The sequence below is a fragment of the Rhizobium sp. Leaf321 genome, assembly GCF_001423215.1.
GTDB lineage: Bacteria > Pseudomonadota > Alphaproteobacteria > Rhizobiales > Rhizobiaceae > Neorhizobium > Neorhizobium soli.
Genome location: NZ_LMOF01000008.1, coordinates 155411 through 181049, shown reverse-complemented (window position 1 = coordinate 181049; position 25639 = coordinate 155411). Strand labels below are relative to the sequence as shown.

Below are 25639 nucleotides of genomic sequence, written 5' to 3'. Positions count from 1 at the left end.
ATGATCATCAGGCTCTTCATTTTTCTTCTCGTGGTTCTGGGCCTCGGCTGGGGCTTTTCTTGGATTGCGGATCGCCCAGGGCTGATCTCGATCACCTGGCAGGACCATCTGATCGAAACCAGCATCATGGTAGCCGCTTCCATGGTCGTGGCGCTGATCGCGGCCGTCATGATCGTCTGGTGGGTCATCGGCGTCATCTGGACGTCGCCGCTCTCGGTGCGTCGCTATTTCCGCACCCGCAAGCGTGACCGCGGCTATCAGGCGCTCTCGACCGGCCTGATCGCAGCCGGTGCCGGCAATGCCGTTCTTGCCCGCAAGATGAGCATCCGCACCCGCGGCCTGCTCAGCGCCGATCAGGAACCGCTCATTCACCTTTTGGAAGCGCAGGCGGCCCTGATCGAAGGCCGCCATGCGGACGCACGGGCCAAGTTCGAACAGATGTCCGAAGACCCGGAAACCCGTGAACTCGGTCTTCGCGGCCTTTACATGGAAGCACGCCGTCTCGGCGCCAACGAAGCTGCTCGCCAGTATGCCGAAAAAGCCGTCGAACATGCGCCCTACCTGCCCTGGGCAGCCCAGGCGACGCTCGAATCGCGCAGCCAGTCCGGCCGTTGGGACGAGGCCATCCAGCTACTCGATCAACAGCGGGCGGCAAGTGTGCTCGAACGCGGCGAAGCCGAGCGCTTGAAAGCCGTTCTTCTGACCGCCAAGGCGAGCGAACGCCTGGAAGGCGACCCGAACGGTGCCCGCGAAGATGCAAAGGCCGCTCTGAAGCTCGCCAAGGGCCTCGTGCCGGCCGCGATCATTGCAGCCAAGGCCTATCTGCGCGAAGACAATATCCGCAAGGCAGCAAGCATCCTCGAAAGCGCCTGGAAGATCGAGCCGCATCCGGACGTCGGTCGTACCTACGTTCGCGCCCGCAGCGGCGATAGCACGCTTGACCGTCTGAAGCGTGCCGAAAAGCTCGAAGCGCTGCGTCCCAACAACATCGAATCGCTGCTGGTCGTCGCGCAGGCAGCTCTCGATGCCCAGCAGTTCCCCAAGGCGCGCGCCAAGGCGGAAGCTGCAGCCCGCATGCAGTCCCGTGAGGCCGCCTATCTCCTGCTGGCCGATATCGAGGAAGCGGAAACCGGCGATCAGGGCCGCGTCCGTCACTGGATGGCGCAGGCTCTGCGCGCCGGCCGTGACCCTGCCTGGGTTGCCGACGGTATCGTTTCGGACAAATGGCTGCCGCTCTCGCCGGTCACAGGACGTCTTGATGCCTTCGAATGGAAAGTCCCGTTCGGCCAGATCGAAGGACCCGTGGAAGACGGCACCCTGGCCGCAGACGAGGCGATCGCAACGCTTCCGGCAATCACGATTCGCGAAGACGTCACGCCGGCTGTCGAAACACCGGAAAACGAGAGCATCAATCAGGTTGTTGCCGACATGCAGCCCGTTGTAGTGCCTCAGGAGGACTTAGCTGTTGCAGCAAAAACACCTACGGCCACGAATGTGACAGCGGAGCAGCCCCCGGAGGCAGAAAAGCAGGACGAGCCCGTTCCCTTTTTCGGTCGTCCGCCCGATGATCCCGGTGTCAAGGACGCAAGTGCCGAGAAGTCTCCCACGAGGCTGAGGCTTTATTAGAAAAACCGGAGAAGGCCCAGATTACATATGCTCGATCGCATCCAGGCCTTCCTCCACACGCTGACAGCCCCGCACCATACGGATGAATTTGCGCCCGACGACCCGCGCGTAGCCTTCGTGGCGCTCTGTTTCCAGGTCATGGAAGCCGATGGCAACATGTCCGAGGAAGAGCAGCAGAAATTCCGCGATCTGATGCGCGATCGTTACGATCTGAGCCCGGAAGGGTTGCAGTCGCTGATCGAGGCGGGCCGGCAGGCTGGAAGCGAAGCCGTCGACTATTACCGGTTCACCTCGGATCTCAGAAAGCATCTGGTTGACGAAGAGGACCGGATCGAGCTTCTCGGTATCCTCTGGGATATCGTCTACGCGGATGGGCAGCGCAGCGAGATCGAGGACCACGTGATCTGGCGTATCGCCGATCTCCTGGGCGTTTCCGCCCGAGACCGGGTTCTACAGCGGCAGGAAGCGGCCGCGCGCACCTCGACTCATCCGGTCGCAGGGGAAGAGGAAGAAAAGGTCTAGCCAGGAACGCTTCAGGACGTGACGTCATGAGAACCCCTTCCCGCCCATCCTCCAAACTCCCCATCCTCGCGATCCTGCATCAGGAAACCTCGTCCACCGGTCGCGTCGGCCAGATGCTGGTCGACAAGGGCTTTGCGCTGGATATCCGCAGGCCCGCTCTCGGCGATCCCCTCCCCGACTCGATGTCCGGCCACGCAGGCGCCGTCGTCTTCGGCGGTCCGATGAGTGCCAACGACCCGGACCCGTTCATCAAGACGGAAATCGACTGGATCGACGTGCCGTTGAAGGAGAACAAGCCCTATCTCGGGATTTGCCTCGGCGCCCAGATGCTGGTGCGCAATCTCGGCGGCCGCGTTGGGCCGCAGAAGGGCGAACTGACCGAGATCGGCTGGTATCCGCTGCGTGCCACCGAGCACGGCCGGCTTCTCATGCACTGGCCGAAAATGGTCTACCACTTCCACCGCGAAGGCTTCGACGTGCCGCGTGGCGCGAAGCTTCTGGCAGAAGGCGACGCCTATCCGCATCAGGCGATCCGCTACGGCGAGAATGCCTGGGGCGTACAGTTCCATGCGGAACTCACCCGCGCCATGATGCATCGATGGGTGGTGCACGGCGCCGAACGTTTCGGCATGCCGAATGCGCAGCAGGGAAACCAGCATTTGGAAGGACGGATGATCTTCGACCATGCGTTGAAGGACTGGCTTTGGAACTTCCTCGACATCGTTTTCGACCGGCCAGCCGCCGAAGCGAACCGACCGGCAGCACCTGCCTACCCCGCCCAGGGGAATGGATAACTCAGCGCTGCGGTGCTTCCAGATTGTCGATCTTGCGCAGCTTCGGAAAGCCGATCGACCAGATGACGGCGACGGCCAGTGTGCCGATACCGCCGATGACGACGGCAGGGACCGCGCCGATCGCATGCGCCATGGTGCCGGCACGGAACTCGCCCAGCTCGTTGGATGCGCCAACGAACACCATGTTGACCGCATTCACCCGGCCGCGCACCTCGTCCGGCGTCCAGAGCGCGATCAGCGTCTCGCGGACATAGACGGAGATCATGTCAGCCGCACCCATCAGCATCAAGGCTGCGATGGAGATCCACGGCGTAGCAGAGAGCCCGAAGATCAGCGTTCCCAGCCCGAATAGCGCGACGCCGATGAACATCGCCGTGCCCGCATGGTGGCGGATCGGATGGAGAGCGAGCCAGACCGCAACGCCGATCGCGCCGATGCCGGGCGCTGCACGCAGCAGGCCGAGGCCCCAGGGGCCAAGCTCCAGCACGTCGCGGGCAAAGATCGGCATCAGCGCAACGGCGCCACCGAGCAGCACCGCAAACAGATCGAGCGAGATCGCACCGAGCACGATCTTCTCGCCGGCGATGAAGCGGAAACCGGCCAGCATCTCATCCCAGCTGACTTTCGAGGCAGGCGTGCGCTGCGCAGGCTTCGGGATCATGAACACGAGGATGGCGGCGATCGCCATCAGGAAGCAGGCGACCGAATAGGCCGCAATCGAACTGGCGCCATAGAGTAGCCCGCCGAACACCGGCCCGAGGATCGATGCCGTCTGCCAGGACGACGAGTTCCAGGCGATGGCGTTGGGGAGGTCTTCTTCCGGCACGAGGTTGGGTCCCAACGACTGCACCGCCGGCCCCATGAAGGCGCGCTCGATGCCGAAGACGACAAGGATCGAAAACACCAGCCACGGCGTGAATGAGTCGGTGATGGTGAGCGCCAGAAGCGCCGCCGAACACAGTCCGCCGACGACCATGCAGATCGCCATGATCATGCGTCGGTTGTAGCGATCGGCAACCGAACCGGTCACCAGGATCAGAAGCAGCGACGGCAGAAACTGGAAGAGCCCGATCAGACCGAGATAGAGCGGATTGCGCGTCTCGTCATACATTTGCCAGCCGACGGAGACGCTGACGATCTGGATCGCGAAGGCTGCGAAGAACCGGCTGAGAAAGAAACGCGTATAAGCTGCGTGACGAAAGGCGGCGAAGCGATCACCCGATGTGGGTATGGACATGGAACCTGTACTTTCAGCGAAGCCGGAAACCCACGATATGCACACGCCGACGTTAAACATCCTGCGACGCGGGCCATAGACGGCACTTGCCCGTTAGTTCGCCAATGTCTACATGTCTGTCAACAAAGAAATGGAGACGTGAATGCTCGCCCTGTTTCAGACCATTGACTTGGCCTTGAACCTTTACACCTGGATCCTGATCGCCAGCGCCATCTTTTCATGGCTGTTCGCCTTCAACGTGATCAATTCGAGCAACCAGTTTGTCGATGCAATCGGCCGGTTTCTCTTCAATGTCACCGAGCCCGTTCTCGCGCCGATCCGCCGGGTCATGCCGAACCTCGGTGGTATCGACATCTCCCCGATCATCGTGCTTCTGATCATCTTCTTCATCCGCTCGCTGATGTGGACCTCGATCTATCCTGCTCTCGCAGGCTGAAGCCAAAGACTTTCAGCACGGACACGGTCGGCCCGCGCTGGGAAATTTCCCGCGCGGGCCGTTTTTGTTTTGGGCTTACGAGCGAAACAAAAAATCCCCCGGCTCGAGACGAACCGGAGGATTTTGGAAGCGGTCAGCGGTAAAGATTACTTCTGAGCGTTGAAGCGTTCGATCGCCGCGACGATCATTTTCTTGGCGACGTCAACGTCCTTCCAGCCTTCGATCTTCACCCACTTGCCGGGCTCCAGATCCTTGTAGTGCGTGAAGAAGTGCTCGATCTGCTTCAGCGTGATCTCTGGCATATCGGTATAGTTCTTGATCTTGTCGTAGCGCTGGGTCAGCTTCGGAACCGGCACGGCAATGATCTTCTCGTCCTTGCCGCCGTCGTCTTCCATCACCATCACGCCGATCGGGCGGACATTGATGACGCAACCGGGTACCAGCGGGCGGGTGTTGCAGATCAGAACGTCGATCGGATCACCATCCTCGGACAGCGTATGCGGCACGAAGCCGTAATTGCCCGGATAGGTCATCGGTGTGTACAGGAAACGGTCGACGATCAGCGCGCCGGCTTCCTTGTCCATCTCGTACTTGATGGGCTGGCCGCCGACAGGTACTTCAACGATTACGTTGACGTCTTCAGGCGGATTCTTGCCAACAGAAATTGCATCGATGCGCATAGTCTTCCCCGATGAGGTTTACGAACTTGTGAACCGTCGATAGCGGGAATTGGCTGGCAAGGCAACACAGGTTTGCCGCCAAGGTTAAGTCGTGGCGCACCTTTCCGCCCCGAAGTCAGTGCCAGACGAAACCAATCTTCTTTAGGGACTTTCCGTCGAAGTCCTCCATGCCCTCTGCCAAATCCGCCCCGCCATGGGATCGCAGAAAGCGGACGGCATGCTCGCTGTCTTCCAGGCACCAGACGACCAAGCCCTTGCAGCCAAGCGATTTCAGCAGCCTGCGGCTTTCGCCGAACAGGCGTCGGCCAAGGCCGACGCCCTGATATTCCGGGCGCAGGTAGATCTCGTAGATCTCGCCGTCATAGGGAAGCGCACGGGCGCGGTTGAGGCCGATCGTCGCATAACCCGCGATAACGCCACCAATATCCAGAACCAGAAGCGTCGCCGGCCCGCGGACGGCCTTGCGCCACCACCCCTCGCCGCGGCGCTCCAGCATCTGGATCAGCGGCTTGTGCGGAATGAGGCCGGCATAGGCTTGCGACCATGCCTGGCGGTGCACCTCGGAGATAGCCGGGGCGTCTTGCGGCTCCGCACGCCTGACATCGATCGATAACGTTTTCATAACGCGATTCTAGGTCCTGCCATGGGCTCTCCGCCATTCCCGAGACCCGGGTAAAGTGGATTGCCCACAAGCTTCTCATGTGGACGATGGCAAGGAGGTTAACGCATTTTTTACCTTCGCCACAAGCGTGGCCCAGACCAAGCCACAAAAAAACCCCGGCATTTCTGCCGGGGTCTTGAATGGTCTTGGAGGCGCGCTGTTAGAGAGCGGCCTTCGACTTGTCGAAGCGCTTGCGGTCGTTTGCGTCGAGGTAGATCTTGCGCAGGCGGATCGACTTCGGCGTGACTTCCATCAGCTCGTCGTCCTGGATCCAGGACAGCGCGCGGTCGAGCGTCATGCGGATCGGCGGCGTCAGGCGAACAGCTTCGTCCTTGCCGGCCGAGCGGATGTTGGTCAGCTGCTTGCCCTTGAGAACGTTGACTTCGAGGTCGTTGTCGCGGGTATGGATGCCGATGATCATGCCGGCATAGACCTTTTCGCCTGGCTCGATGATCATCGGGCCACGGTCTTCCAGGTTGAACATCGCGTAGGCGACGGCTTCACCGGACTGGTTCGACAGGAGAACGCCGTTAACGCGACCGACGATCGCACCCTTGTAAGGCTGGTAGTCGTGGAACAGGCGGTTCATGATCGCCGTGCCGCGCGTGTCGGTCAGAAGTTCAGACTGGTAGCCGATCAGGCCGCGGGTCGGCGCGTAGAATACCAGGCGAACGCGGCTGCCGCCGGACGGACGAAGCTCGACCATCTCGGCCTTGCGCTCGGACATCTTCTGCACGACGATACCGGAATGCTCTTCGTCGACGTCGATCACGACTTCTTCGATCGGCTCCAGCGTCTGGCCGGTTGCTTCGTCCTTGTGCATGACGACGCGCGGACGCGAAACGGCAAGCTCGAAGCCTTCGCGACGCATGGTCTCGATCAGAACGGCAAGCTGCAATTCGCCGCGGCCGGATACGAAGAACGAATCCTTGCCGTCAGACTCTTCGATCTTCAGCGCAACGTTGCCTTCGGCTTCCTTGAACAGACGGTCACGAATGACGCGGCTGGTAACCTTGTCGCCTTCGGTGCCGGCAAGCGGGCTGTCGTTGACGAGGAAGGACATGGTAACGGTCGGCGGATCGATCGGCTGAGCCGTCATCGCTTCGGTGACCGCAGGATCGCAGAACGTGTCGGCAACCGTACCCTTGGAAAGGCCGGCGATCGCGACGATGTCACCTGCATGGGCTTCTTCGATCGGCTGACGCTCGATGCCGCGGAATGCGAGGATCTTGGAGATACGGCCGGTTTCGACGGTCTTGCCGTCCTGCGACAGAACCTTGACGGCTTGGTTCGGCTTGATCGAGCCGGATGCGATGCGGCCCGTGATGAGACGACCGAGGAAGGGGTTGGCTTCGAGAAGCGTACCGATCATGCGGAACGGGCCTTCGCCGACATTCGGCTCCGGAACGTGCTTCAGGACCAGATCGAGCAGTGGTGCAAGACCTTCATCCTTCGGACCTTCTGGGTTAACGTTCATCCAGCCATCGCGACCCGAACCGTAGAGGATCGGGAAGTCGAGCTGCTCGTCGGTGGCGTCGAGGTTCGCGAACAGGTCGAAGACTTCGTTGATGACTTCTTCGTGGCGACCGTCCGGACGGTCGATCTTGTTGATCGCGACGATCGGGCGAAGACCGACCTTCAGCGCCTTACCGACCACGAACTTGGTCTGCGGCATCGGGCCTTCCGAGCTATCGACCAGAACGATGGCGCCATCCACCATCGACAGGATGCGTTCGACTTCGCCACCGAAGTCGGCGTGGCCGGGGGTGTCGACGATGTTGATGCGAACACCCTTCCACTCGACCGAAGTTGCCTTGGCGAGAATGGTGATGCCGCGTTCTTTTTCGAGGTCGTTCGAGTCCATCATGCGCTCGACGGTGCGCTGATTGTCGCGGAACGAGCCGGACTGCTTCAGGAGTTCATCGACAAGGGTCGTTTTGCCGTGGTCGACGTGCGCGATAATCGCGATATTCCGCATAGCCATTTTTAGATCTCGGATGTTTCGGGGCGCAGATCGACGGACCGCGCCTATTTCGTTGGCGCGCTCATACCCTGTTTTTCGCAAATGCGAAAGGGGGCGAGCGCGATCTGCGATCAACGCCCGCTCTTCATCTTTCCGCGTGGATGGCTTTTGTCAGCCGTCTCCGCCCGAAAGCTCGGCCATGATGGAGAGCCCACGCTTCTTCAGCATGGCGGTCGGATCCGGCAGCTTGCCGCGGAAGGCTGCATAGGCTTCCTCCGGATCGATCGAGCCGCCGACCGAATAGATATTGTTCTTGAGCTTGCGCGCCGTCACCGGATCGAAAGCATTGCCGACCTCCTCGAACGCGGCAAAGGCATCCGCATCAAGGACTTCCGACCACATGTAGGAATAGTAGCCGGCCGAATATCCGTCACCGGCAAACACGTGCTGGAAATGCGGCGTGGCATGGCGCATGACGATCGAAGCCGGCATGTCGAGCTCGGCCAGCACCTTGGCCTGCACCGCCATCGGGTCTTCGACCGTGCTTTCCTGTGTGTGGAAAGCCATATCCACCAGCGCCGACGAGGTGAATTCCACCGTCGAGAAACCGGCGTTGAAGGTCTGCGCGGCAAGAACCTTGTCGAGCAACTCCTTCGGCATCGGCTCGCCCGTCTTGTAATGGACCGCATATTTCTCGAAGATTTCCGGCACCGTCAGCCAGTGTTCGTAAAGCTGCGACGGCAACTCCACGAAATCGCGCGAGACGCCGGTGCCCGATACCGATGGATAGGTCACGTTCGACAGCATGCCGTGCAGCGCATGGCCGAATTCATGAAACAGCGTGCGCGCATCGTCGAGCGACAGAAGCGCCGGCTTGCCTTCGGCAGGCTTTGCGAAATTGCAGACATTGTAGATGATCGGCAGCTCACCCTCAGTGCCGTTCTTCAGCGTCAGCTTGTGCTGCGACTGGAACGAACTCATCCAGGCGCCGGAGCGCTTCGAGGAGCGGGCAAAATAATCGCCGAGGAAAAGCGCTTTCAGATTGCCTTCCTCGTCATGGATCTCGAACACGCGCACATCAGGGTGATAGACCGGCAAATCCTTCACCTCGACAGCCTTGATGCCGAACAGCCGCTCGGCCACATCGAAGGAGGCCTCGATGATCTTCTCGATCTGGAGATAGGGCTTCAGTTCACTCTCCGAGAAAGAGAACGTCCGCTCGCGCAGCTTTTCGGCATAATGGCGCCAGTCCCAGGGCATGACCGGATGATTGCCGCCTGCTTCCGAGATCAGGCCCGCAAGACTTGCCTCTTCCTCCAGCGCCTTGGTACGGGCCTTCTGCCAGACCTGGCCGAGCAGACCGTTCACCGCCTTCGGTGTCTTCGCCATCGTGTTGTCGAGCTTCAACGCGGCATAATTCTCATAGCCGAGCAGCTTGGCCTTTTCGGCCCTGAGTGCCAGCGTTTCGCGAACGATCGCGACATTGTCCCGCTCGCCGCCATTTTCGCCGCGTGCGACCCAGGCCTTGAACGCCTGTTCGCGCAGATCGCGGCGGGTCGAGAAGGTCAGGAACGGCTCGATGATCGAGCGCGACAGCGTCACGAGATAGCCTGAGCCCTCGCCGCGCTCCTTGGCAGCTTCCGCCATCGCCTCTTTCACAAAAGCCGGCAGGCCCTCGAGATCGGCTTCTTCAGTCAGCTTCAGCGACCAGCCCTTCTCGTCGCCGAGAACATTCTGGCCGAAGCTTGCGCCGAGACCGGCAAGCGTCTCGTTGATGCTCGAAAGCCGCTTCTGCTGGTCCTCAGGCAGATTGGCACCTGATTTGACGAACCCCTTCCAGTGACGCTCCAGCACGCGCTGCTGCTCGACGGTCAGATCAAGGTCGTCCCGCTTTTGCCAGAGCGCATCGATGCGTGCGAACAGTTCGGCATTGGTGCCGATCTTCGAATAGTGGCGCGACATTTTTGGCGCGATCTCGCGCTCCAGCGTCTGGATCGTATCGTTGGTATGCGCACCCGCCTTGCCCCAGAAGATCGAGGAAACGCGAGACAGCTCGTCGCCGGCGATTTCCAGTGCAACGATCGTGTTTTCGAATGTGGGCTCATCGGAATTGCCGGCGATTTCGGCAATTTCCGCCTCGTGCAGGGCGATGGCGGCATCGAAGGCCGGCGCGAAATCCTCGTCCTTGACCTGATCGAAGCGCGGCATGCCATGATGCCCGTTCCAGTCGACAAGCGCGGAATTCGCTGAGAAAGTTGCCATTGGGTCGTCCTTCACTGTGCTGCTTCGATACCGTCTAATTGCGTAGAGCGACCATATATAGGCAGGCACGGCAAGAGCTTCATCCGCTGATGCAGATTTTTGGAACGCACATCGTTGCGAAATCGCCCGGCACACGGTTTCCAGGCATTTCGATTTGCGTCGTCGGGGAAAGATAGTAAGGCTGCCTTATGAAGCTCGCGAACGAACATCGCCCTGAAACGCCAGGCTTGGTCGCCCAGGGTGAAACCCTCGGCTTCCTGATCGCCGATGCCGCGAGGCTTCTGCGCACGGCTTTCGAGCGGCGCATCGCCCAGGCGGGCCTCGGCCTTACCGCCGGCGAAGCACGAGCACTTATCCATATCGCCCAAGTCGATGGCAGCCGCCAGCTCGACATCGCGTCGCGCATGGGCGTCGAACCGATGACGCTTTGCGCTTATCTCGACGGGCTGCAGGCGCTTGGCCTCATCGAACGGCAACAATGCTGCGCCGACCGACGGGCAAAGCGCATCATGCTGACACCGACCTCCGCCGACATACTGGCGTCAATCCAGCAGGAACTGCGCGCCATCATCACCTGCGCCACCGAAGGGTTGGATGCCGAAACCGCGAACCTCCTCGGACACGCCATGAAACTTTTCAACGGCAACCTGCGGAGCTTCAATTCGTCTCAGGCCGCAATTGATGACAGCTGATACGCAGGCCGCCTCCGCAACGACACCTCCCAATCGAATGACCGCGCTGCGAACCACGCTGCTCGGCGCCCTCCTGACGGCAATCGGCCCGGTCTCGATGGCGATCTATACGCCTGCGATGCCGGAACTCGTGAAGGCCTTCGGCACGTCGGAAGCGGCAATCAAGCTCAGTCTGACGCTTTACTTCGGCGGCTTTGCCGTCGCACAGCTCCTGGCAGGACCGGCCTCAGACGCATTCGGTCGCCGGTCCGCGAGCATCGCATTCCTGCTGATCTATCTCGTCGGCTCGCTGATGGCGGTCTTTGCGCCCTCGGTCGACTGGATCCTGGCCGGACGGCTGGTGCAGGGGATCGGCGCTTCCGTCGGCATGACCGTTGCCCGTGCCGCGGTTCGCGACCAGTTCGTCGGTTTTGAAGCCACCCGAATCATGAACATGATCGGCATCATGCTGGCGGTGGGTCCAGCAATCGGCCCCACGATCGGCGGCCTGTCGCTGTCGGTATTCGGCTGGAAATCCGTCTTCGTGCTGATGGTCATCTTCGGCGTTATCGTGCTTGCAAGCTGCCTGCTGTTCCTCAAGGAAACAACGGTTCCCGACCGAAGCCGGCTCAGACCCTCGACCCTTGTCGCGACCTACGTTTCGCTTCTGAAGGACCTGCGCTTTCTGCTTCCTTCGCTTGTTCTCGGCGGCGCGATCGGCGCGCTCTACGCCCAGGGAACGATGCTTCCCTTCGTGCTGATCGGTGAAGTGGGGCTGACCCCGACGCAGTTCGGCCTCGGCATGCTCATCCAGACCGGCGCTTTTCTCAGCGGGTCGATTGCACTGCGGCTTGTGTCCGGGCGCATCAGCGGGCCGACGACGGTGGTGATCGGGCTCATGTTCAGCGGTATCGGGGGCACGATGATGGCGCTTTCCGTATATCTGCTGCCGCCATCCTTCCTGTCGATCATGCTGCCGGTCGGCGTCTCCACCTTCGGCATCGCGTTCATCTCGCCCTACACAGTGACGGTCGGCCTCGCCCCATTCCCGAAGACGGCAGGCTCCGCTTCCGCACTGATGGGTTTCATCCAGATGGGCGGCGGCTTTGTCGGCGGCCTTCTCGCCGCTTTTTTCGGCGACCCGCTGACGGCGATCGGCACGATCATTCCCGCCATGGAATATATCGCCGTCGGCAGCTACATCGCGTACCGGATCATCAACCGCCGCCAATGACAAAAGCCCGCCTCCGTTTTCGGAAGCGGGCCTCTAAGACTAATCCGATGCGAAGGCGCTTAGCGGAGTTGGTTGCGCTTGGCGAGCGTACGCAGGCGCAGAGCATTCAGCTTGATGAAGCCGGCTGCATCCTTCTGATCGTAGGCGCCCTGATCGTCCTCGAACGTGACCAGCTGGTCGGAATAGAGCGACTTCGCGCTCTCGCGGCCGATGACCATGACGTTGCCCTTGTAGAGCTTCAGCGTCACTTCGCCTTCCACATGCTCCTGGCTCTTGTCGATCATGGCCTGCAGCATCTCGCGCTCCGGCGAGTACCAGAAGCCGTAATAGATGAGCTCGGCATATTTCGGCATCAGCTCGTCCTTGAGGTGCGCTGCACCCCGGTCGAGCGTGATGGATTCGATGGCACGGTGAGCGGTGAGCAGGATCGTGCCGCCGGGGGTCTCGTAGATGCCGCGCGACTTCATGCCGACGAACCGGTTCTCGACCAGATCGAGACGGCCGATACCGTTGTCGCGACCGTAGGTGTTGAGCGCGGCAAGCAGCGTTGCCGGAGACATCTCGACGCCGTTGATCGAGCAGGCATCGCCCTTGCGGAAGCCGACCTTGATGGTTGTCGCCTGATCCGGTGCAGCTTCTGGCGAAATCGTGCGCATATGCACGTATTCGGGAGCCTCGACCGCCGGGTCCTCCAGAACCTTGCCCTCGGAGGACGAGTGCAGCAGGTTGGCATCGACCGAGAACGGCGCTTCGCCCTTCTTGTCCTTGGCAACCGGGATCTGGTTCTGTTCGGCAAACGTCAGAAGGTCTGTGCGGCTCTTGAACGCCCAGTCGCGCCAGGGCGCGATGACCTTGATATCCGGGTTGAGCGCATAGGCTGACAGCTCGAAGCGGACCTGGTCGTTGCCCTTGCCGGTCGCGCCATGTGCGATCGCATCGGCACCGGTCTTGCGGGCGATCTCGATCAGATGCTTGGAGATCAGCGGCCGGGCAATCGATGTGCCGAGCAGGTAGACGCCTTCATAGACGGCATTGGCACGGAACATCGGGAAGACGAAGTCGCGGACGAATTCCTCGCGGACGTCCTCGATATAGATCTCCTTGATCCCGAGCATCTCGGCCTTCTTGCGCGCCGGTTCAAGCTCTTCGCCCTGACCGAGATCGGCGGTGAAGGTCACCACTTCCGCGTTGAGTTCGGTCTGCAGCCATTTCAGGATGATCGAGGTGTCGAGACCGCCGGAATAGGCGAGAACGACCTTTTTTACGTCTTTCGGAAGTGCCATGTCGAATTGTCCGTCTGCGGGTGGCGGCGGTTGGATCAACCGTCGTGTCTGGGATGGCGCACTTTTAGCGAGTTTCAAAAGCCGCGCAAGAAAAACCCGGAAGCGGCCGCATCAGAGATGCCGCGACAGGTTCATGCGTTGATGCAGGATGCGGATGATCACGACCTGGGTTTTTGTCTCACGATAGATGATGAAGTGAGACCGATAGGTCAGCGCCAGATACCCGGTCTTGATCCCGCGCACATGCCGGCCGCGTCGTTCGCCCGCAGCGAGGATCCGGCACGCCTGCCTCAGGCTGAACGTATAGTCCTCAGCCTGTTCGAAGCCCCAGAATTCTTCCGTATGATCGTAAATCCCATCAATATCGGCGACGGCGTTCGGCGCAAAAACCAGCGCCTTCATGGCTGCAGGCGCCGCGCCCGCTTCTGCTCTATGAATTCATCGAAATCGAACGGCTGCGGCTCACCAGAGTCTTCGCCTTCTTGGATCGCCGCGCGGATGGCCTCCAGCGAGGCGGCGTCGCTTTCCTGCAGCAGGCGCAGCGCGTCCTCGATCACTTCGCTGGCGGAGCCATAACGTCCGTCCTCGACCTGCTTTTCAACAAAGGCGGCCAGTTTTTCGTCAACTCTGATAGATCTAAGTTCGCCCATCATGCCGGCTCCGGTTCGATCTCGCGTCATGTTGACGGATCCCGTGGAGGATACCATATCGCGCCGAGCCTTTGAACACCCGAGCGTTTGATCACTTCAAGCCTTTCAGCAGAAGCGTCAAAGAGGAGACTTTCCATGTCCATCACTCACCCTGCTTTGAAGAAAGACAATGTCGCCGTCGTCACCGGCGCCGCCTCCGGTATCGGTCTTGCCGCTGCCAAGGAATTTGCGAAACTCGGCATGTGCGTCGTCCTGGCGGATTTCGAGGGCGACCGGCTTTCAGAGGCGTGTCGCGAGGTTGCCGCCCTTGCCGACGATGGCGAGGCCGATGTCGTGGCAATCGGCACCGACGTCTCGAAACCGACGGAGATCGAAGCTCTGGAACGCGCCGTTCTGCAGCGCTTCGGCCGGGTTCACGTGCTGATGAACAATGCCGGCATCCAGCCCGGCAGCAGCCTGTTTGGCCCGCAGGTGAACTGGGAGAACGTTCTCGCCGTCAACCTGATGGGCGTCGTCAATGGCAGCAGAACTTTCGGCCCCGGCATGATCGCCCATGGCGAACCGGCCCTCATCATCAACACCGGCTCGAAACAGGGCATCACCACACCGCCCGGCGATCCCGCCTACAACGTCTCCAAGGCCGGTGTGAAAGCCTTCACCGAAGCCCTGCAGCACGAATTGCGCAACATGCAAGAGTGCAAGGTCAGCGCCCACCTTCTCATTCCGGGCTTCGTCTATACCGGCCTGACCACGGGCGACCGCACCGAAAAGCCCGATGCCGCCTGGACCTCAGAACAGACGGTGCAGTTCATGCTGGAAAGTCTCGAGCGCGGCGATTTCTACATCCTTTGCCCGGACAACGATGTCGACCGCCCGACGGACGAACGGCGCATGGCATGGGCGATCGGCGACATCATCGAAAACCGCCCGCCTCTGTCGCGCTGGCATCCGGACTTCACGGATGCATCAAAAAAATTCATCAGCGGTAGTTGATCGACAGGTTTGGCAGGAGATCGAAAGCCGGATAAAAAGCGACAACCGTCATCCGGCTTTCGAGGACATCAATGGAATTCCTGCCAAGCCTTGCATCGCTTCTGGCCTTCACCGCAGCTGGCCTGCTTCTGGCTCTGACGCCTGGGCCTGATATGACGCTGTCGATCAGCCGGGCGCTTGCGCAGGGGCGCAGATCGGCACTGTTCGTGGTGCTCGGCACCAGTCTCGGTGTCGTTTGCCACACGCTTCTGGTCGCCTTCGGAATCTCGGCGCTGATTACCGCCTCGCCCACCGCCTTCTTCATCCTGAAAACAGGCGGCGCCGCCTATCTGCTGTGGCTGGCGATCCAGGCGATCCGCTTCGGCTCCAGCTTCTCCGTCGAAACCGTGGAGCGCGCAACGGCAAGCCCGCTCGCAAATATCTCGATCGGCTTCTGGGTGAATATCCTCAATCCGAAGGTGATCATCTTCTTCATGACCTTCCTGCCGCAGTTCGTGACGGCGACAGATCCGCATGTGACGGGCAAGCTGGTCTTCTTCGGGATCTTCTTCATCGCCATCGGCATGCCGGTGAACCTGATCGTCGTGCTTGCTGCCGATCGGCTTGCGAACTGGCTGCAAAGAAATCCGAAAGTCCTGCGCGGCCTCGACTACACCTTCGCCGGCGTGTTCTCGGTCTTCGCCGTGAAGATCTTCATGACGCAGTCGAGATAAGGTCGCCCTTTCGTTTCAAACTACCTTCGCTTCGCGTCGAAGGACGACTCTTCTGTTACTCCCTCTGGCCGCGGGTGGGCGGGGCACCAATTCCGATGTCGGACTGCGGGCCATGCGGGTATTCGACGCTGTGGGAATGGGTGGTCTTTTCGGCCGCCACCGGCCCGGAAAAGCCTCCGGCACCATAGAAGGCGAGATGCAGGCCCCAATAGCCACTCATGAAAACCACGATGGCGACAGCCAGCCCGGCAGGGATGGCCGAAAGCTTCTGCTTCAGTCCGGGCAGCAGCCCGTCTGCCCGGTTCTGGTCGCAGGCAACCGCCACCAGGATGGCGGTGATCAATCCGTGGCCGATCAGATCTATACGCCCGAACGGCAAGACGGCCGAGGTGAAGATGACGATCATTGCGATGGCCGAAAGGCGGCGGATAAGCGCGGTCCAGAGAAGACCGAAGCCCATGGTGAATTCGGCGATACCGGCCATGGGAATAAAGACATCGCGGGGCATGCCCATCGTGAGAAAGGGCTTTTCCACCACCAGCGGATAGAACCATTCGGGATAGGCAAATTTTTCGAGGCTCGACCACATCAGCGCGATGGCTAGCCCCCAGCGCAGCACTTCAAAACGGTGGACACGCCAGTCGTCTTTCATCGGCTCGATGATCAGGTAGGCGGCAACGCCGAGCCCGAGCGCCAAATAGTCGAACAAGTGGAAGAGATCGTAGTCCCGCGCCGCGAGCAGCCATAGGGCAACAATTCCAAGGCCGGCGAAAGGCATGGTCCGCCGCGAGAAGATCAGGGCAGCGATCAGCAACTGCAGCCAGGACACCCATTCGGCAGGCGTCTTCAGGTCCGGCGTCAGGTAAACGCCACCCGTGGCAAAGATCGCGACGAAGAACGAGGCAATGACGACGCGGACATAATCGTCGATCCTCGCCCAGAGCGGCGAGGTAAAGCGATCAAGCGCTTCGAAGATCAACGGTCCAAAACGGCTAGTTTCGATCGCCCGGGCTGCGGCGAAACAAACGAGAACGAGTGCGATCGCTACCCAGAACCAGATATCACGCAGAACAGTTTCGACCGGCTGCAGTGGCGCACCCACGATGTAGGGTGCGAACCATTTCACATGCGCTTCGGCGGTTGTGGCAATTAAGGCCACCACTGTCGTTCCGACTGTTAGTGAGACATAAAATGCAGACTTCCTAATGGGATGCTGAAACATGGCGGCATCTTCCGGTTGCACCTGGATGAGCCACATCGATATCAGATTATTGCAGTCTGCATATGACCCCTACAACGGAATCAAGCGCATTTGCGCCGCGCCAGGCGGCAGTTTTGCCGCCCCTCGAGCGCTCGGTGTCAGAAACGAAAGCACTGATGAGAGGTTTCCAGGCTTCGAGCCGGTTCAGCCAGCAATCGAAGCCCTCCCGGCGTCAGTCGTCTTCGCCATGGCCGGCGATCATCATCGCTTCGAAGGCGAGACGCTCCGTCTTGCGCATGCGCTCCGATTCCGACTTCAGCTGACCACAGGCGGCGAGAATGTCGCGGCCGCGTGGCGTGCGGATCGGCGAGGCATAGCCTGCCTGGTTGATGAAGTCGGCAAACTTGGTGATCGTCTCCCAGTCCGAGCACTGGTAATTGGTACCGGGCCACGGGTTGAACGGGATGAGATTGATCTTCGCCGGAATGCCCTTCAGCATCTGGGTCAGCAGCTTGGCATCCTCCAGGCTGTCGTTGACGTCCTTCAGCATCACATATTCGAACGTGATGCGACGGGCGTTGGACAGGCTCGGATACTGGCGGCAGGCTTCCAGCAATTCCTTCAGCGGATACTTCTTGTTGATCGGCACCAGCATGTCGCGCAGTTCGTCGCGCACCGCATGCAGCGAGATCGCCAGCATCACGCCGATTTCCGTGCCGGTCCGATAGATTTCCGGCACGACGCCCGACGTCGACAGCGTGACACGACGCTTCGACAGCGAAAGCCCGTCGCCGTCTGTCGCGATCAGCAGCGCGGTCTTGACGCTTTCGAAATTGTAGAGCGGCTCGCCCATGCCCATCATGACGACGTTCGTGACCTTGCGGTCGCCAGTCGGCACGAAAGCGCCAGGCGGCGTATCGGCACCGGGAAAATCGCCCAGCCGGTCGCGCGCCAGAAGCAACTGGCTCAGAATTTCCTCGGCCGTCAGGTTGCGCACGAGGCGCTGGGTGCCGGTATGGCAGAAGGAACAGGTCAGCGAACAGCCGACCTGGCTTGATATGCAGAGCGTGCCGCGGCCCTCTTCGGGAATGTAAACCGTTTCGACCTCGACCGGACGACCGGCACCGCGCGGCGGGAAGCGCAGCAGCCACTTGCGGGTGCCGTCGTTGGAAATCTGCTCTTCCACCACTTCGGGACGCGCAATGGTGAAATGCGTCTTCAGCATCTCGCGCATGTCCTTGGCGACATTCGTCATCGCGTCGAAATCCGACACGCCGCGAATGTAGAGCCAGTGCCAGAGCTGGCTGACACGCATGCGCGCCTGTTTTTCCGGTATGCCCTTTTCTCGCAGCGCCGCGCTCATATCCTCGCGCGACATACCGATCAGCGACGGCTTTTCACTGAACAGGTCCGGATTGGCGACGAGCGGCTTCTTGATGGCGACAGGCGCAAAGGCCTCGGAGACCGACATTTCTTCATATCCCGTTCGAATAACATGCCTTCGCCCAGCGCAGGTTTCGCGCATCGCCGTGGCATGTCTTTCTGTGAAATCATGGCGTCCCGGGTAAGCGACTTTCCGAGGAACGGTCGCGCAGGACTAATCTTGACGGGCGCTTTATCATCAAAACGACGCCACGTCACTATTCTTCGTCAAACGCAAAAGGCCGGTCGATGACCGGCCTTCCAATGCGGTGGTGGCAATCTCTGCTTACTTGCAGGATTCGACCTGCTTCAGAGCTGCTGAAATGCCCTGCAGCGAATAGGCGTAGGACGTCTTGGTGCCGCGACCGGATACGGCGCTGACGCTCATCTTCTGACCGGTGCGCATCGCTGCAACGAGAGCCGGTTCTTCGGCGGCGTTCTCGACCCAAGCGGCCTTGTCCTTGGTGAACATCGTGAAGTTCTTGTTGTCGATCGTCACGGTGACCTTGGAATTGGTCTGCATCGTGTAGCCCATCATCGCCTGCGGTTCGTAGGAGATGTTCTGGCCCGGGCGCTGCGACACGATGAAGAAGATATCGCCGTGATCGACGCTTGCAGGCTCCTTGGTCGTCGGGACGGACAAGACGTAGCAGACCGTAGCCGCGCCCTGCTTGTAGGAATACGCACCCCACGCCTTGAACTGCTGGATGCGGTTCGGCGTCTGGGCGGAAGCGGTACCCGTGCCGGCGCCAAGTCCTGCGCCAATTCCGGCGAGAGTAAGCGCCAATGCGATTGCGACGGTTCTAGCGGCCATGATCTCCTGCCAATTTTCGTAATTTCAAGGGCCCGAGCCGGGCCAGTACGGACATGCCTTCTCGGCGTCATGTCTGGGCGTCATATGCGGCGTCCCAACGGTCGGGTCCCATTTTGACTTCATTCCGGTTACCAAAGAGTCAACACTATCGGTTGGATGCTGAATATGTAGTGAACCGGGATGTGGTCGAATGCGGCGCAGGGTTGCGTTTGATGATGCCCGTTCCAGACGTCGGGTTTTCTGGGCGCATCACTCAACAACGATTTGGGCAAGAGTTTGTCCGTCCGATGACGCAGGCCGCAGCACTTTGAAACTACGTATAAATCCTGCTTAAAACCGCTACCCGTTTTTCTACCGATACGGTAGGATAGTCGCAAAGCTGACGCCTACTCACAAAGAAAGCCTACTGCCGGTTAGATGCTAGGGGACGAGAGAGACCGCTTCGCCCGCCTGGTCAGGGCAGTGGCTGCAACGCGTGATCAAGACGCGTTCACTGCGCTTTTTGATCATTTCGCGCCACGCCTGAAATCCTGGCTGATGAAGCGCGGCATGAATTCGGACGAGGCAGAAGAACTCGTCCAGGATGTCATGACCATCCTTTGGCATCGTGCCAGCCTCTATGATCCCGCAAGATCAAGCCTGTCGACCTGGCTGTTCCGGGTCGCACGAAACCGCCACATCGATGCCAAGCGCCGCGCCCGAAACCGCAAGTTTGACGGCCAGGACACATTTCTTGCCTTGGCGGAGGTACCGGGCGTCGACACCCTGTTTGAAAGCAAGGAGCGCGACGAGCGGGTCCGTGATGCCCTTTCTCAGATTCCGGACGAGCAGATGAAGCTGGTGCGGGCCGCCTTTTTCCTGGGTCAGTCCCATTCCGAAATCGCCGCTTCGACCGGGCTTCCGCTGGGCACCGTAAAGTCGCGCATCAGGCTGGCGTTCGAGCGCCTGCGGCGAGCACTGGAAGAGACTTCACCGAACTGAAGCGGCGGGGCGGCCGGATCAGCCGCTCGTCTTCATTCCAGCTGCAATATCGGGGTGATCGGCAAGCGCGCTGTCTGCTGCGTCGTAATGTCCGTCGTTGATATGGCCCTGGATCATGCGCAGAGCCGCAGCAAGAACCGCGATATCATCGCTGAACCCGACGACCGCAAAGAAATCTGGGACGATGTCGATGGGGAGAATGAAATAGGCAAGCGCTGCCAGCAAGGTCCCGCGAACGCGCAAGGGTGTTTTTCGGTCCACGGCGCAGTAATAGGCGGCGACCAGATCGCGGCTGAATGGAATTTGCCGCGCGGCTCGCCGCATCGTCGGCCAGAACCTGGCACGCACCTGCTTTTCCCGGCGATCCTGCGTTTTTTCGTCGCCGGGCAGAAGGATCTCGCCGATCTTGACGTCATCCACGCTCATTCCGTCACTCCAGATGCTCGCTTCAATGCATCAGCATATGGGAATGCCGGTGTGAAGTTCAATTCCGGGGCGTGACGATCCGTGCGCGAAATGCCTCGTCCATGGCTCGCGCCAGCTTGAAATCACGATCTGTCAGCCCCTTCTTCGCATGGGTGGTGAGCTGCACCTCGACACGCGAATAGCTGTTGGACCAGTCCGGATGATGGTCGAGTTTTTCAGCCGCCAACGCGCAATCCGTCCTGAACCCGAAGGCTTGGGGAAACGACGCAAAGACAAAGCTCCTCGTTATCGCGTCGCCATCAGGGCCCATCGTCCAGCCATCGAGAGTGGCGATCTCGCGCTCGATGGCTTCTCTGTCCAGCACCTCATAAGCCATCAGCATACCTTCGCCAGAGACTAGAAACGGTGCTCGGCCGTTTCCATCTCGTCCTGGGCATAGCCGTAGCTGAGCTCGCGCAGCGGGAAGATTTCCTCCGTCAGGTAGGGCCCGCCACCGCAGGATTCCTTGGAAGACATCAGCACGAAACGCGGAACGAGAAAGGGCGCGGTGTGAAAATTCCCGCGCCCTGAAAGGTAATGTACGACTTCATCGAGTCGGCAGTGTTTGAGACGTGCCAAAGTGACATGCGGCGTGAATTTCCGCGGATCCGGCGCCAGTCCGATACGCTGGCAGATCCGCTCGGTTTCCCCCTGCAGCGCGTGAAGTTCGGGCGACGGGGAGACACCGGCAAAGATCGAGTGCGGCTTCTTGGACCCGAACGAACCGATCCCGGTCAGCTTTAGCTGGAATTCCGGACGGTCGATCCGGTCCAGCCGGTCGACGATCTCGTCTGCGGTCCGTCCGTCGATGTCGCCGATGAAGCGAAGGGTGATGTGATAGTTCTCCACATCGATCCACCGTGCGCCGGGGATGCCGCCACGAAGCAGCGACAGGCTCATGGCGACATTGCGTGGAACTTCGAGGGCGATGAAAAGTCTCGGCATAGGGACCTCCTCGAATCTTTTGCAGATGCTAACAGCGGAACATGCAACTCGCTTCCGCGCAAGATATTATTTTTGCTGACTACCGATGTCCCCAAGGAAGGCTTCGACGGAAGGAAGGCTCTTTTCGACCATGGCCGCGACACCCTTTGCGTTTGGATGCATGCCGTCTTCAAGCTGCATTCCGGCAACCGTGGTCACGCCATCAAGGAAGAACGGATAGAGCGGCAGCGCGTGTTTCTTGGCGAGCCTTTCGTAGATCGGGTTGAACTTCTGCGCATAGTCGCTGCCCATGTTCGGCGGCGCCATGATGCCAACCAGATAGATCGCAATGTTGCGCGCCTTCAGCCGCGTGATCATCGCATCGAGGTTCTTTTCCGTCTGCTCGGGTGCGATGCCGCGCAGCGCATCGTTGGCGCCAAGCTCAAGGATCACGCCATCAGTGCCATCTGGAACCGACCAGTCGATGCGTCCAAGCCCGCCGGAACTGGTGTCGCCGGACACGCCGGCATTGTTGATCGCCACATTGAGGCCCTTCGCCTTCAGCGCTGCCTCGAGCTGGGCGGTGTAGGATTCTGCCGGCGCCAGTTGGTAACCGGCCATCAGACTGTCTCCAAAACCGACGATCTGGAGGGTCTTGTTCTGGGCGAAAACCGGGGCTGCGGTCAGTGCTGCCAGTATCATGACGAGGAATTGAAGCGGTCTTGCTTTAAAACGCACGATCGGTCTCCTAGATTTGGGCTTAACCGCAGCGCGGCATGAATTGCTCTTGAAGCCTATATAGGACGGTCTGCATTGACTAAAACCATCATCACGCTGCGAAAAGCCGATCTCACCCTCGGCAGCGCGGCGGCATCCGTTCACGTTTTGAAGAGCATGGATCTTGACGTCGACGCAGGAGAAGCGGTCGGCATCGTTGGTCCCTCCGGTTCCGGCAAATCGACACTGCTGATGGTGCTGGCCGGCCTCGAACGCCTCGACAGCGGCGAGATCGTCATTAACGGCCAGGCGCTTCACAACCTTTCCGAAGATGCGCTGGCGGATTTCCGCGGCCGTAATATCGGCATCGTCTTCCAGTCCTTCCATCTGATCGCCAACATGACCGCGCTCGAAAACGTCGCAGTCCCGCTGGAGCTTGCAAATGCGAAAGATCCGTTCGAGATCGCCCGCCGCGAGCTGACAGCCGTTGGCCTGGGTGAACGCCTGCACCATTATCCCGGCCAGCTCTCTGGCGGTGAACAGCAGCGCGTGGCGATTGCCCGCGCACTCGCCCCCTCGCCCGCCGTGCTGATCGCGGACGAACCGACCGGCAATCTCGATACCGAGACCGGGCGCCAGATCGCCGACCTTCTGTTTTCCAAGCAGGCCGAGCGCGGCATGACGATGATCCTCGTCACCCATGACATTTCGCTCGCTGCCCGCTGCTCGCGCCAGATCCGCGTCCGCTCCGGCGAAATAATCGACGACGGAGCAGGCGCTCCGGCCGTTCAGGTCGCATCCGTATGATGGTCGCGGTCCCTCGGCTTAAGATTGCGCTGCGCCTGGCATTGCGGGAAATGCGCGGTGGCCTTAGCGGCTTCTACATCTTCCTCGCCTGTATCGCGCTTGGCACCGGCTCGATTGCCGCCGTCAATTCCGTTTCGCGCGCCATTACCGAAGCCATTGCCGGCCAGGGCCAGCAACTGCTTGCCGGCGATATTCGTTTTGAGCTGAACAACCGCGAAGCGACCGAACAGGAACGCGCCTTCTTGAGCGGGCTCGGCGAAATGTCTGTCTCAACCGGCCTGCGCTCCATGGCCCGCAAGCCGGATGGATCCGAACAGGCGCTGGTCGAGGTCAAGGCCGTCGACGGCGCCTATCCGCTCTACGGAGAGTTTAAGGCCGAGCCGGCCGCGCCCCTGCAGGAACTCGTCGCCAAACAGGGCGAGACCTTCGGCGCACTGGCCGCTCCGCTTCTGCTCGAGCGCCTCGGCATCAAAACCGGCGACGAACTGTTGCTTGGCAATATCAGGCTCGTCCTGCGCGGCACGATCGCGTCGGAACCGGACGCGGTGTCCGATGGCTTCGGCTTTGCACCCCGCCTGATGGTCAGCCGGGAAGCGCTGCAGGCGTCGGGCCTGATGGCAAACGGCAGCCTTGTCGAACACGCCTACAAGATCAAGCTGCGTGATCCTGCCAGCCGAACCGGGTTGGCCGATCGCGCCAACCGCGAGTTCCCGGCCGCCGGCTGGTCGATCCGAAGCAGCGACCGCGCAGCCCCCTCGCTTACCGAAAACGTCGAGCGCTTCTCGCAGTTTCTGACGCTGGTCGGCCTCACCGCGCTGATCGTCGGCGGTGTCGGCGTGGCGAACGCCGTGCGGGCCTTCCTCGATGCCAAACGCACCACGATCGCCACGTTCAAATGCCTCGGCGCACCCGCAACTGTTGTCACGCTGATCTACCTGTTCCAGATCATGGTTCTGGCAGTGATCGGCATTCTGGCCGGCCTCGTCATCGGCGCCGTTTCGCCCATCGTGGCACTGCGCTTTCTCGAAGGCGTGCTTCCGGTACCCGATGGCATCAACATCTATCCCTCTGCGCTTGGGCTTGCCGCCCTGTTCGGTCTGCTGATCACCTTTGCGTTCGCCATTCTGCCGCTTGGACACGCGCGAGAGGTCCCTGCCACAGCTTTGTTCAGAGAACAGAGTTTCGACACGGGCCGGCTTCCATCCTGGCCGTATCTGGCAGCCGCAGGCGCAGCACTCGCCGCTCTCGCGATCCTTGCGATCTTCTCGTCCGAAAATCACTTCGTCGCCTCGGTCTTCCTCGGCGCAGTCGCCTGCGCCTTCGTGTTGCTGCGGCTGGTTGCAGCGCTCATCTCGTGGCTTGCCCGTCGGGCTCCGCGCGTCAGTTCGCCGGCCTTGCGGCTGGCGCTCGGCAATATCCACCGTCCCGGCGCCTTGACGCCCTCGGTCGTGCTCTCGCTCGGCCTCGGTCTGGCACTCCTGGTGACGCTGGCGCTGATCGACGGCAACATGCGCAACCAGCTGACCGGCAACATCGCCCGCAACGCGCCGAACTTCTTCTTCGTCGATGTCCAGAGCGCCGAAGTCGATGGTTTCCGCAAGCTGCTGCAGGAGCAGGCACCCGGCGCCAAGCTGTTCGAGGTGCCGATGCTGCGGGGTCGCATCCTCGCCTTCAACGGTCAGGATGTCAGTCAGATGAATGTTCCGGCAAAGGGCCGTTGGGTCCTGCGCGGCGATCGCGGCATCACTTACGCCAAGAACAAGCCGGAAAGCTCGACCCTGACGCAGGGTGAATGGTGGCCGGCCGACTATGACGGCGAGCCTCTCGTTTCGTTTTCGGCGGAGGAGGCAGGCGAACTCGGACTGAAACTCGGTGATACGGTCACCGTCAACGTGCTCGGCCGCAACATCACCGCCAAGATCTCCAGTTTCCGCAACGTCGAATGGGAATCGCTGTCCATCAACTTCGTCATGGTCTTCTCGCCCAACACGTTCCGCGGCGCGCCGCATGCCTGGCTTGCGACCCTCACCGATCCATCGGCAACGGCGCAGCAGGAAGCGACAATCCTGCGCTCCGTCAGCAATGCCTATCCGACCATCACGAGTGTTAGGGTCAAGGATGCGATCGATATCGTCGACCAGTTGATCGGCCAGCTGGCAACCGCGATCCGGGCAGCTGCCGCCGTGGCGCTGATCGCTTCGGTGCTGGTGCTTGCCGGGGCGCTCGCGGCCGGAAACCGCGCCCGTACCCACGATGCCGTGATCCTGAAGACGCTGGGCGGAACGAGATCCATGCTCATTCGTGCCTTTAGCTACGAATACATGATCCTCGGCTTCGCCACCGCCGTGTTTGCGCTTCTGGCCGGCGGCGTATCCGCCTGGTTCATCGTGTCGCGCATCATGCGCCTTCCCTCGACCTTCCTGCCGGATGTGGCGATCATCACGGTTGTGGCCTCGCTGGTGCTGACCGTCGGCATCGGGCTTATCGGCACGTGGCGGGTGCTGGGCCAGAAGGCGGCGCCGGTCCTCCGGGAATTGTGATCGGGAGCTTTGGGATCCATTGCGTTCCTTCCCCCTTGTATAG

General features: G+C 60.7%; 26 protein-coding genes. 11 read left to right on the top strand and 15 right to left on the bottom strand.

Annotated elements, in window-relative coordinates; all coding sequences use genetic code 11:
* Genes ASF70_RS17925 through ASF70_RS17915 form a run of 3 tightly spaced genes read left to right on the top strand, consistent with a single transcriptional unit; the run spans position 1 to position 2942 of the window.
* A complete protein-coding gene (locus ASF70_RS17925) occupies positions 1-1626 on the top strand; it encodes a heme biosynthesis protein HemY (RefSeq protein WP_082471965.1) in 1626 nt (541 codons plus the stop codon).
* A gap of 27 nt (positions 1627-1653) precedes the next feature.
* On the top strand, positions 1654-2148 hold the full coding sequence (locus tag ASF70_RS17920; RefSeq protein WP_062581660.1) for a TerB family tellurite resistance protein: 495 nt from the start codon (positions 1654-1656) through the stop codon (positions 2146-2148).
* 26 nt (positions 2149-2174) lie between these two features.
* On the top strand, positions 2175-2942 hold the full coding sequence (locus ASF70_RS17915; protein ID WP_062581658.1) for a glutamine amidotransferase: 768 nt from the start codon (positions 2175-2177) through the stop codon (positions 2940-2942).
* Between the two features lies 1 nt (position 2943).
* Here ASF70_RS17915 and ASF70_RS17910 read toward each other — a convergent pair whose 3' ends face one another.
* A complete protein-coding gene (locus ASF70_RS17910; protein ID WP_062581656.1) occupies positions 2944-4179 on the bottom strand; it encodes an MFS transporter in 1236 nt (411 codons plus the stop codon).
* A gap of 142 nt (positions 4180-4321) precedes the next feature.
* On the opposite strand from ASF70_RS17910, the gene ASF70_RS17905 reads away from it, so the two are divergent.
* A complete protein-coding gene (locus ASF70_RS17905; RefSeq protein WP_062462428.1) occupies positions 4322-4615 on the top strand; it encodes a YggT family protein in 294 nt (97 codons plus the stop codon).
* Positions 4616-4761: 146 nt separating this feature from the next.
* Here ASF70_RS17905 and ppa read toward each other — a convergent pair whose 3' ends face one another.
* From ppa to ASF70_RS17885, 4 genes are all read right to left on the bottom strand, one after another.
* Positions 4762-5295 carry an inorganic diphosphatase gene (ppa, locus tag ASF70_RS17900; protein WP_062462425.1) on the bottom strand — a complete coding sequence of 178 codons (534 nt, stop codon included), beginning with the start codon at positions 5293-5295 and terminating at the stop codon, positions 4762-4764.
* A 115-nt stretch (positions 5296-5410) separates the two neighbouring features.
* Positions 5411-5917, bottom strand: coding sequence for a GNAT family N-acetyltransferase (locus tag ASF70_RS17895; protein WP_062462422.1), 507 nt, complete (start codon positions 5915-5917; stop codon positions 5411-5413).
* Between the two features lie 199 nt (positions 5918-6116).
* Positions 6117-7940, bottom strand: coding sequence for a translational GTPase TypA (gene typA, locus ASF70_RS17890; RefSeq protein WP_062581654.1), 1824 nt, complete (start codon positions 7938-7940; stop codon positions 6117-6119).
* A 150-nt stretch (positions 7941-8090) separates the two neighbouring features.
* Entirely contained in the window at positions 8091-10181 is a 2091-nt protein-coding gene (locus tag ASF70_RS17885; protein WP_062581652.1) for a M3 family metallopeptidase, read from the bottom strand.
* A gap of 188 nt (positions 10182-10369) precedes the next feature.
* Between ASF70_RS17885 and ASF70_RS17880 the strand changes: the two genes are divergently transcribed.
* Both ASF70_RS17880 and ASF70_RS17875 read left to right on the top strand, forming a co-directional pair.
* A complete protein-coding gene (locus tag ASF70_RS17880; protein ID WP_062581650.1) occupies positions 10370-10873 on the top strand; it encodes a MarR family winged helix-turn-helix transcriptional regulator in 504 nt (167 codons plus the stop codon).
* A gap of 37 nt (positions 10874-10910) precedes the next feature.
* Positions 10911-12086, top strand: coding sequence for a multidrug effflux MFS transporter (locus tag ASF70_RS17875; protein ID WP_062581648.1), 1176 nt, complete (start codon positions 10911-10913; stop codon positions 12084-12086).
* 59 nt (positions 12087-12145) lie between these two features.
* Here the strand turns inward: ASF70_RS17875 and ASF70_RS17870 are convergent, their stop codons facing one another.
* The 3 genes from ASF70_RS17870 to ASF70_RS17860 all read right to left on the bottom strand — a co-directional run bounded on the left by ASF70_RS17870 (position 12146) and on the right by ASF70_RS17860 (position 14022).
* Positions 12146-13369 (bottom strand): argininosuccinate synthase, encoded by a 1224-nt coding sequence (locus tag ASF70_RS17870; protein WP_062581647.1) that lies wholly within the window; start codon positions 13367-13369, stop codon positions 12146-12148.
* A gap of 111 nt (positions 13370-13480) precedes the next feature.
* Complete coding sequence (locus ASF70_RS17865; protein WP_062462402.1) at positions 13481-13771, bottom strand: type II toxin-antitoxin system RelE/ParE family toxin; 291 nt, start codon at positions 13769-13771, stop codon at positions 13481-13483.
* Entirely contained in the window at positions 13768-14022 is a 255-nt protein-coding gene (locus ASF70_RS17860) for a type II toxin-antitoxin system ParD family antitoxin (RefSeq protein ID WP_062462644.1), read from the bottom strand. Before ASF70_RS17860 ends, ASF70_RS17865 begins: the two co-directional genes overlap by 4 nt.
* Before the next feature lie 132 nt (positions 14023-14154).
* On the opposite strand from ASF70_RS17860, the gene ASF70_RS17855 reads away from it, so the two are divergent.
* Both ASF70_RS17855 and ASF70_RS17850 read left to right on the top strand, forming a co-directional pair.
* The gene (locus ASF70_RS17855) at positions 14155-15012 is read left to right on the top strand and encodes an SDR family NAD(P)-dependent oxidoreductase (RefSeq protein WP_062581645.1); all 858 of its coding nucleotides are present in this window, start codon (positions 14155-14157) and stop codon (positions 15010-15012) included.
* Positions 15013-15083: 71 nt separating this feature from the next.
* The gene (locus tag ASF70_RS17850) at positions 15084-15725 is read left to right on the top strand and encodes a LysE family translocator (RefSeq protein ID WP_062462396.1); all 642 of its coding nucleotides are present in this window, start codon (positions 15084-15086) and stop codon (positions 15723-15725) included.
* A 55-nt stretch (positions 15726-15780) separates the two neighbouring features.
* Here the strand turns inward: ASF70_RS17850 and ASF70_RS17845 are convergent, their stop codons facing one another.
* From ASF70_RS17845 to ASF70_RS17835, 3 genes are all read right to left on the bottom strand, one after another.
* Entirely contained in the window at positions 15781-16884 is a 1104-nt protein-coding gene (locus ASF70_RS17845; protein ID WP_244474078.1) for a hypothetical protein, read from the bottom strand.
* 274 nt (positions 16885-17158) lie between these two features.
* Positions 17159-18397, bottom strand: coding sequence for a 23S rRNA (adenine(2503)-C(2))-methyltransferase RlmN (rlmN, locus tag ASF70_RS17840; RefSeq protein ID WP_062581643.1), 1239 nt, complete (start codon positions 18395-18397; stop codon positions 17159-17161).
* 237 nt (positions 18398-18634) lie between these two features.
* A complete protein-coding gene (locus tag ASF70_RS17835; protein WP_062462391.1) occupies positions 18635-19162 on the bottom strand; it encodes an invasion associated locus B family protein in 528 nt (175 codons plus the stop codon).
* A 417-nt stretch (positions 19163-19579) separates the two neighbouring features.
* Here ASF70_RS17835 and ASF70_RS17830 point away from each other — a divergent pair, with 417 nt between their 5' ends.
* Entirely contained in the window at positions 19580-20143 is a 564-nt protein-coding gene (locus ASF70_RS17830) for a sigma-70 family RNA polymerase sigma factor (RefSeq protein WP_062581641.1), read from the top strand.
* An 18-nt stretch (positions 20144-20161) separates the two neighbouring features.
* On the opposite strand, the gene ASF70_RS17825 is transcribed toward ASF70_RS17830, so the two are convergent.
* From ASF70_RS17825 to ASF70_RS17810, 4 genes are all read right to left on the bottom strand, one after another.
* Entirely contained in the window at positions 20162-20563 is a 402-nt protein-coding gene (locus ASF70_RS17825; RefSeq protein ID WP_062462639.1) for a YkvA family protein, read from the bottom strand.
* Between the two features lie 64 nt (positions 20564-20627).
* Positions 20628-20945, bottom strand: coding sequence for a 4a-hydroxytetrahydrobiopterin dehydratase (locus ASF70_RS17820; protein ID WP_062583014.1), 318 nt, complete (start codon positions 20943-20945; stop codon positions 20628-20630).
* 20 nt (positions 20946-20965) lie between these two features.
* Positions 20966-21553 (bottom strand): RNA 2',3'-cyclic phosphodiesterase, encoded by a 588-nt coding sequence (gene thpR / locus ASF70_RS17815; protein WP_062581639.1) that lies wholly within the window; start codon positions 21551-21553, stop codon positions 20966-20968.
* Between the two features lie 66 nt (positions 21554-21619).
* Positions 21620-22270, bottom strand: a complete 651-nt coding sequence (locus ASF70_RS17810) for an arylesterase (RefSeq protein WP_062462382.1) — start codon at positions 22268-22270, stop codon at positions 21620-21622.
* 75 nt (positions 22271-22345) lie between these two features.
* Between ASF70_RS17810 and ASF70_RS17805 the strand changes: the two genes are divergently transcribed.
* Together ASF70_RS17805 and ASF70_RS17800 are read left to right on the top strand one after the other, a co-directional pair.
* Positions 22346-23056: an ABC transporter ATP-binding protein gene (locus ASF70_RS17805; protein ID WP_062581638.1), complete on the top strand. Its 711-nt coding sequence runs from the start codon at positions 22346-22348 to the stop codon at positions 23054-23056.
* Positions 23053-25596, top strand: coding sequence for an ABC transporter permease (locus ASF70_RS17800; RefSeq protein ID WP_062581636.1), 2544 nt, complete (start codon positions 23053-23055; stop codon positions 25594-25596). The genes ASF70_RS17805 and ASF70_RS17800 overlap by 4 nt, the downstream gene beginning before the upstream one ends.
* Positions 25597-25639: the final 43 nt, after the last annotated feature.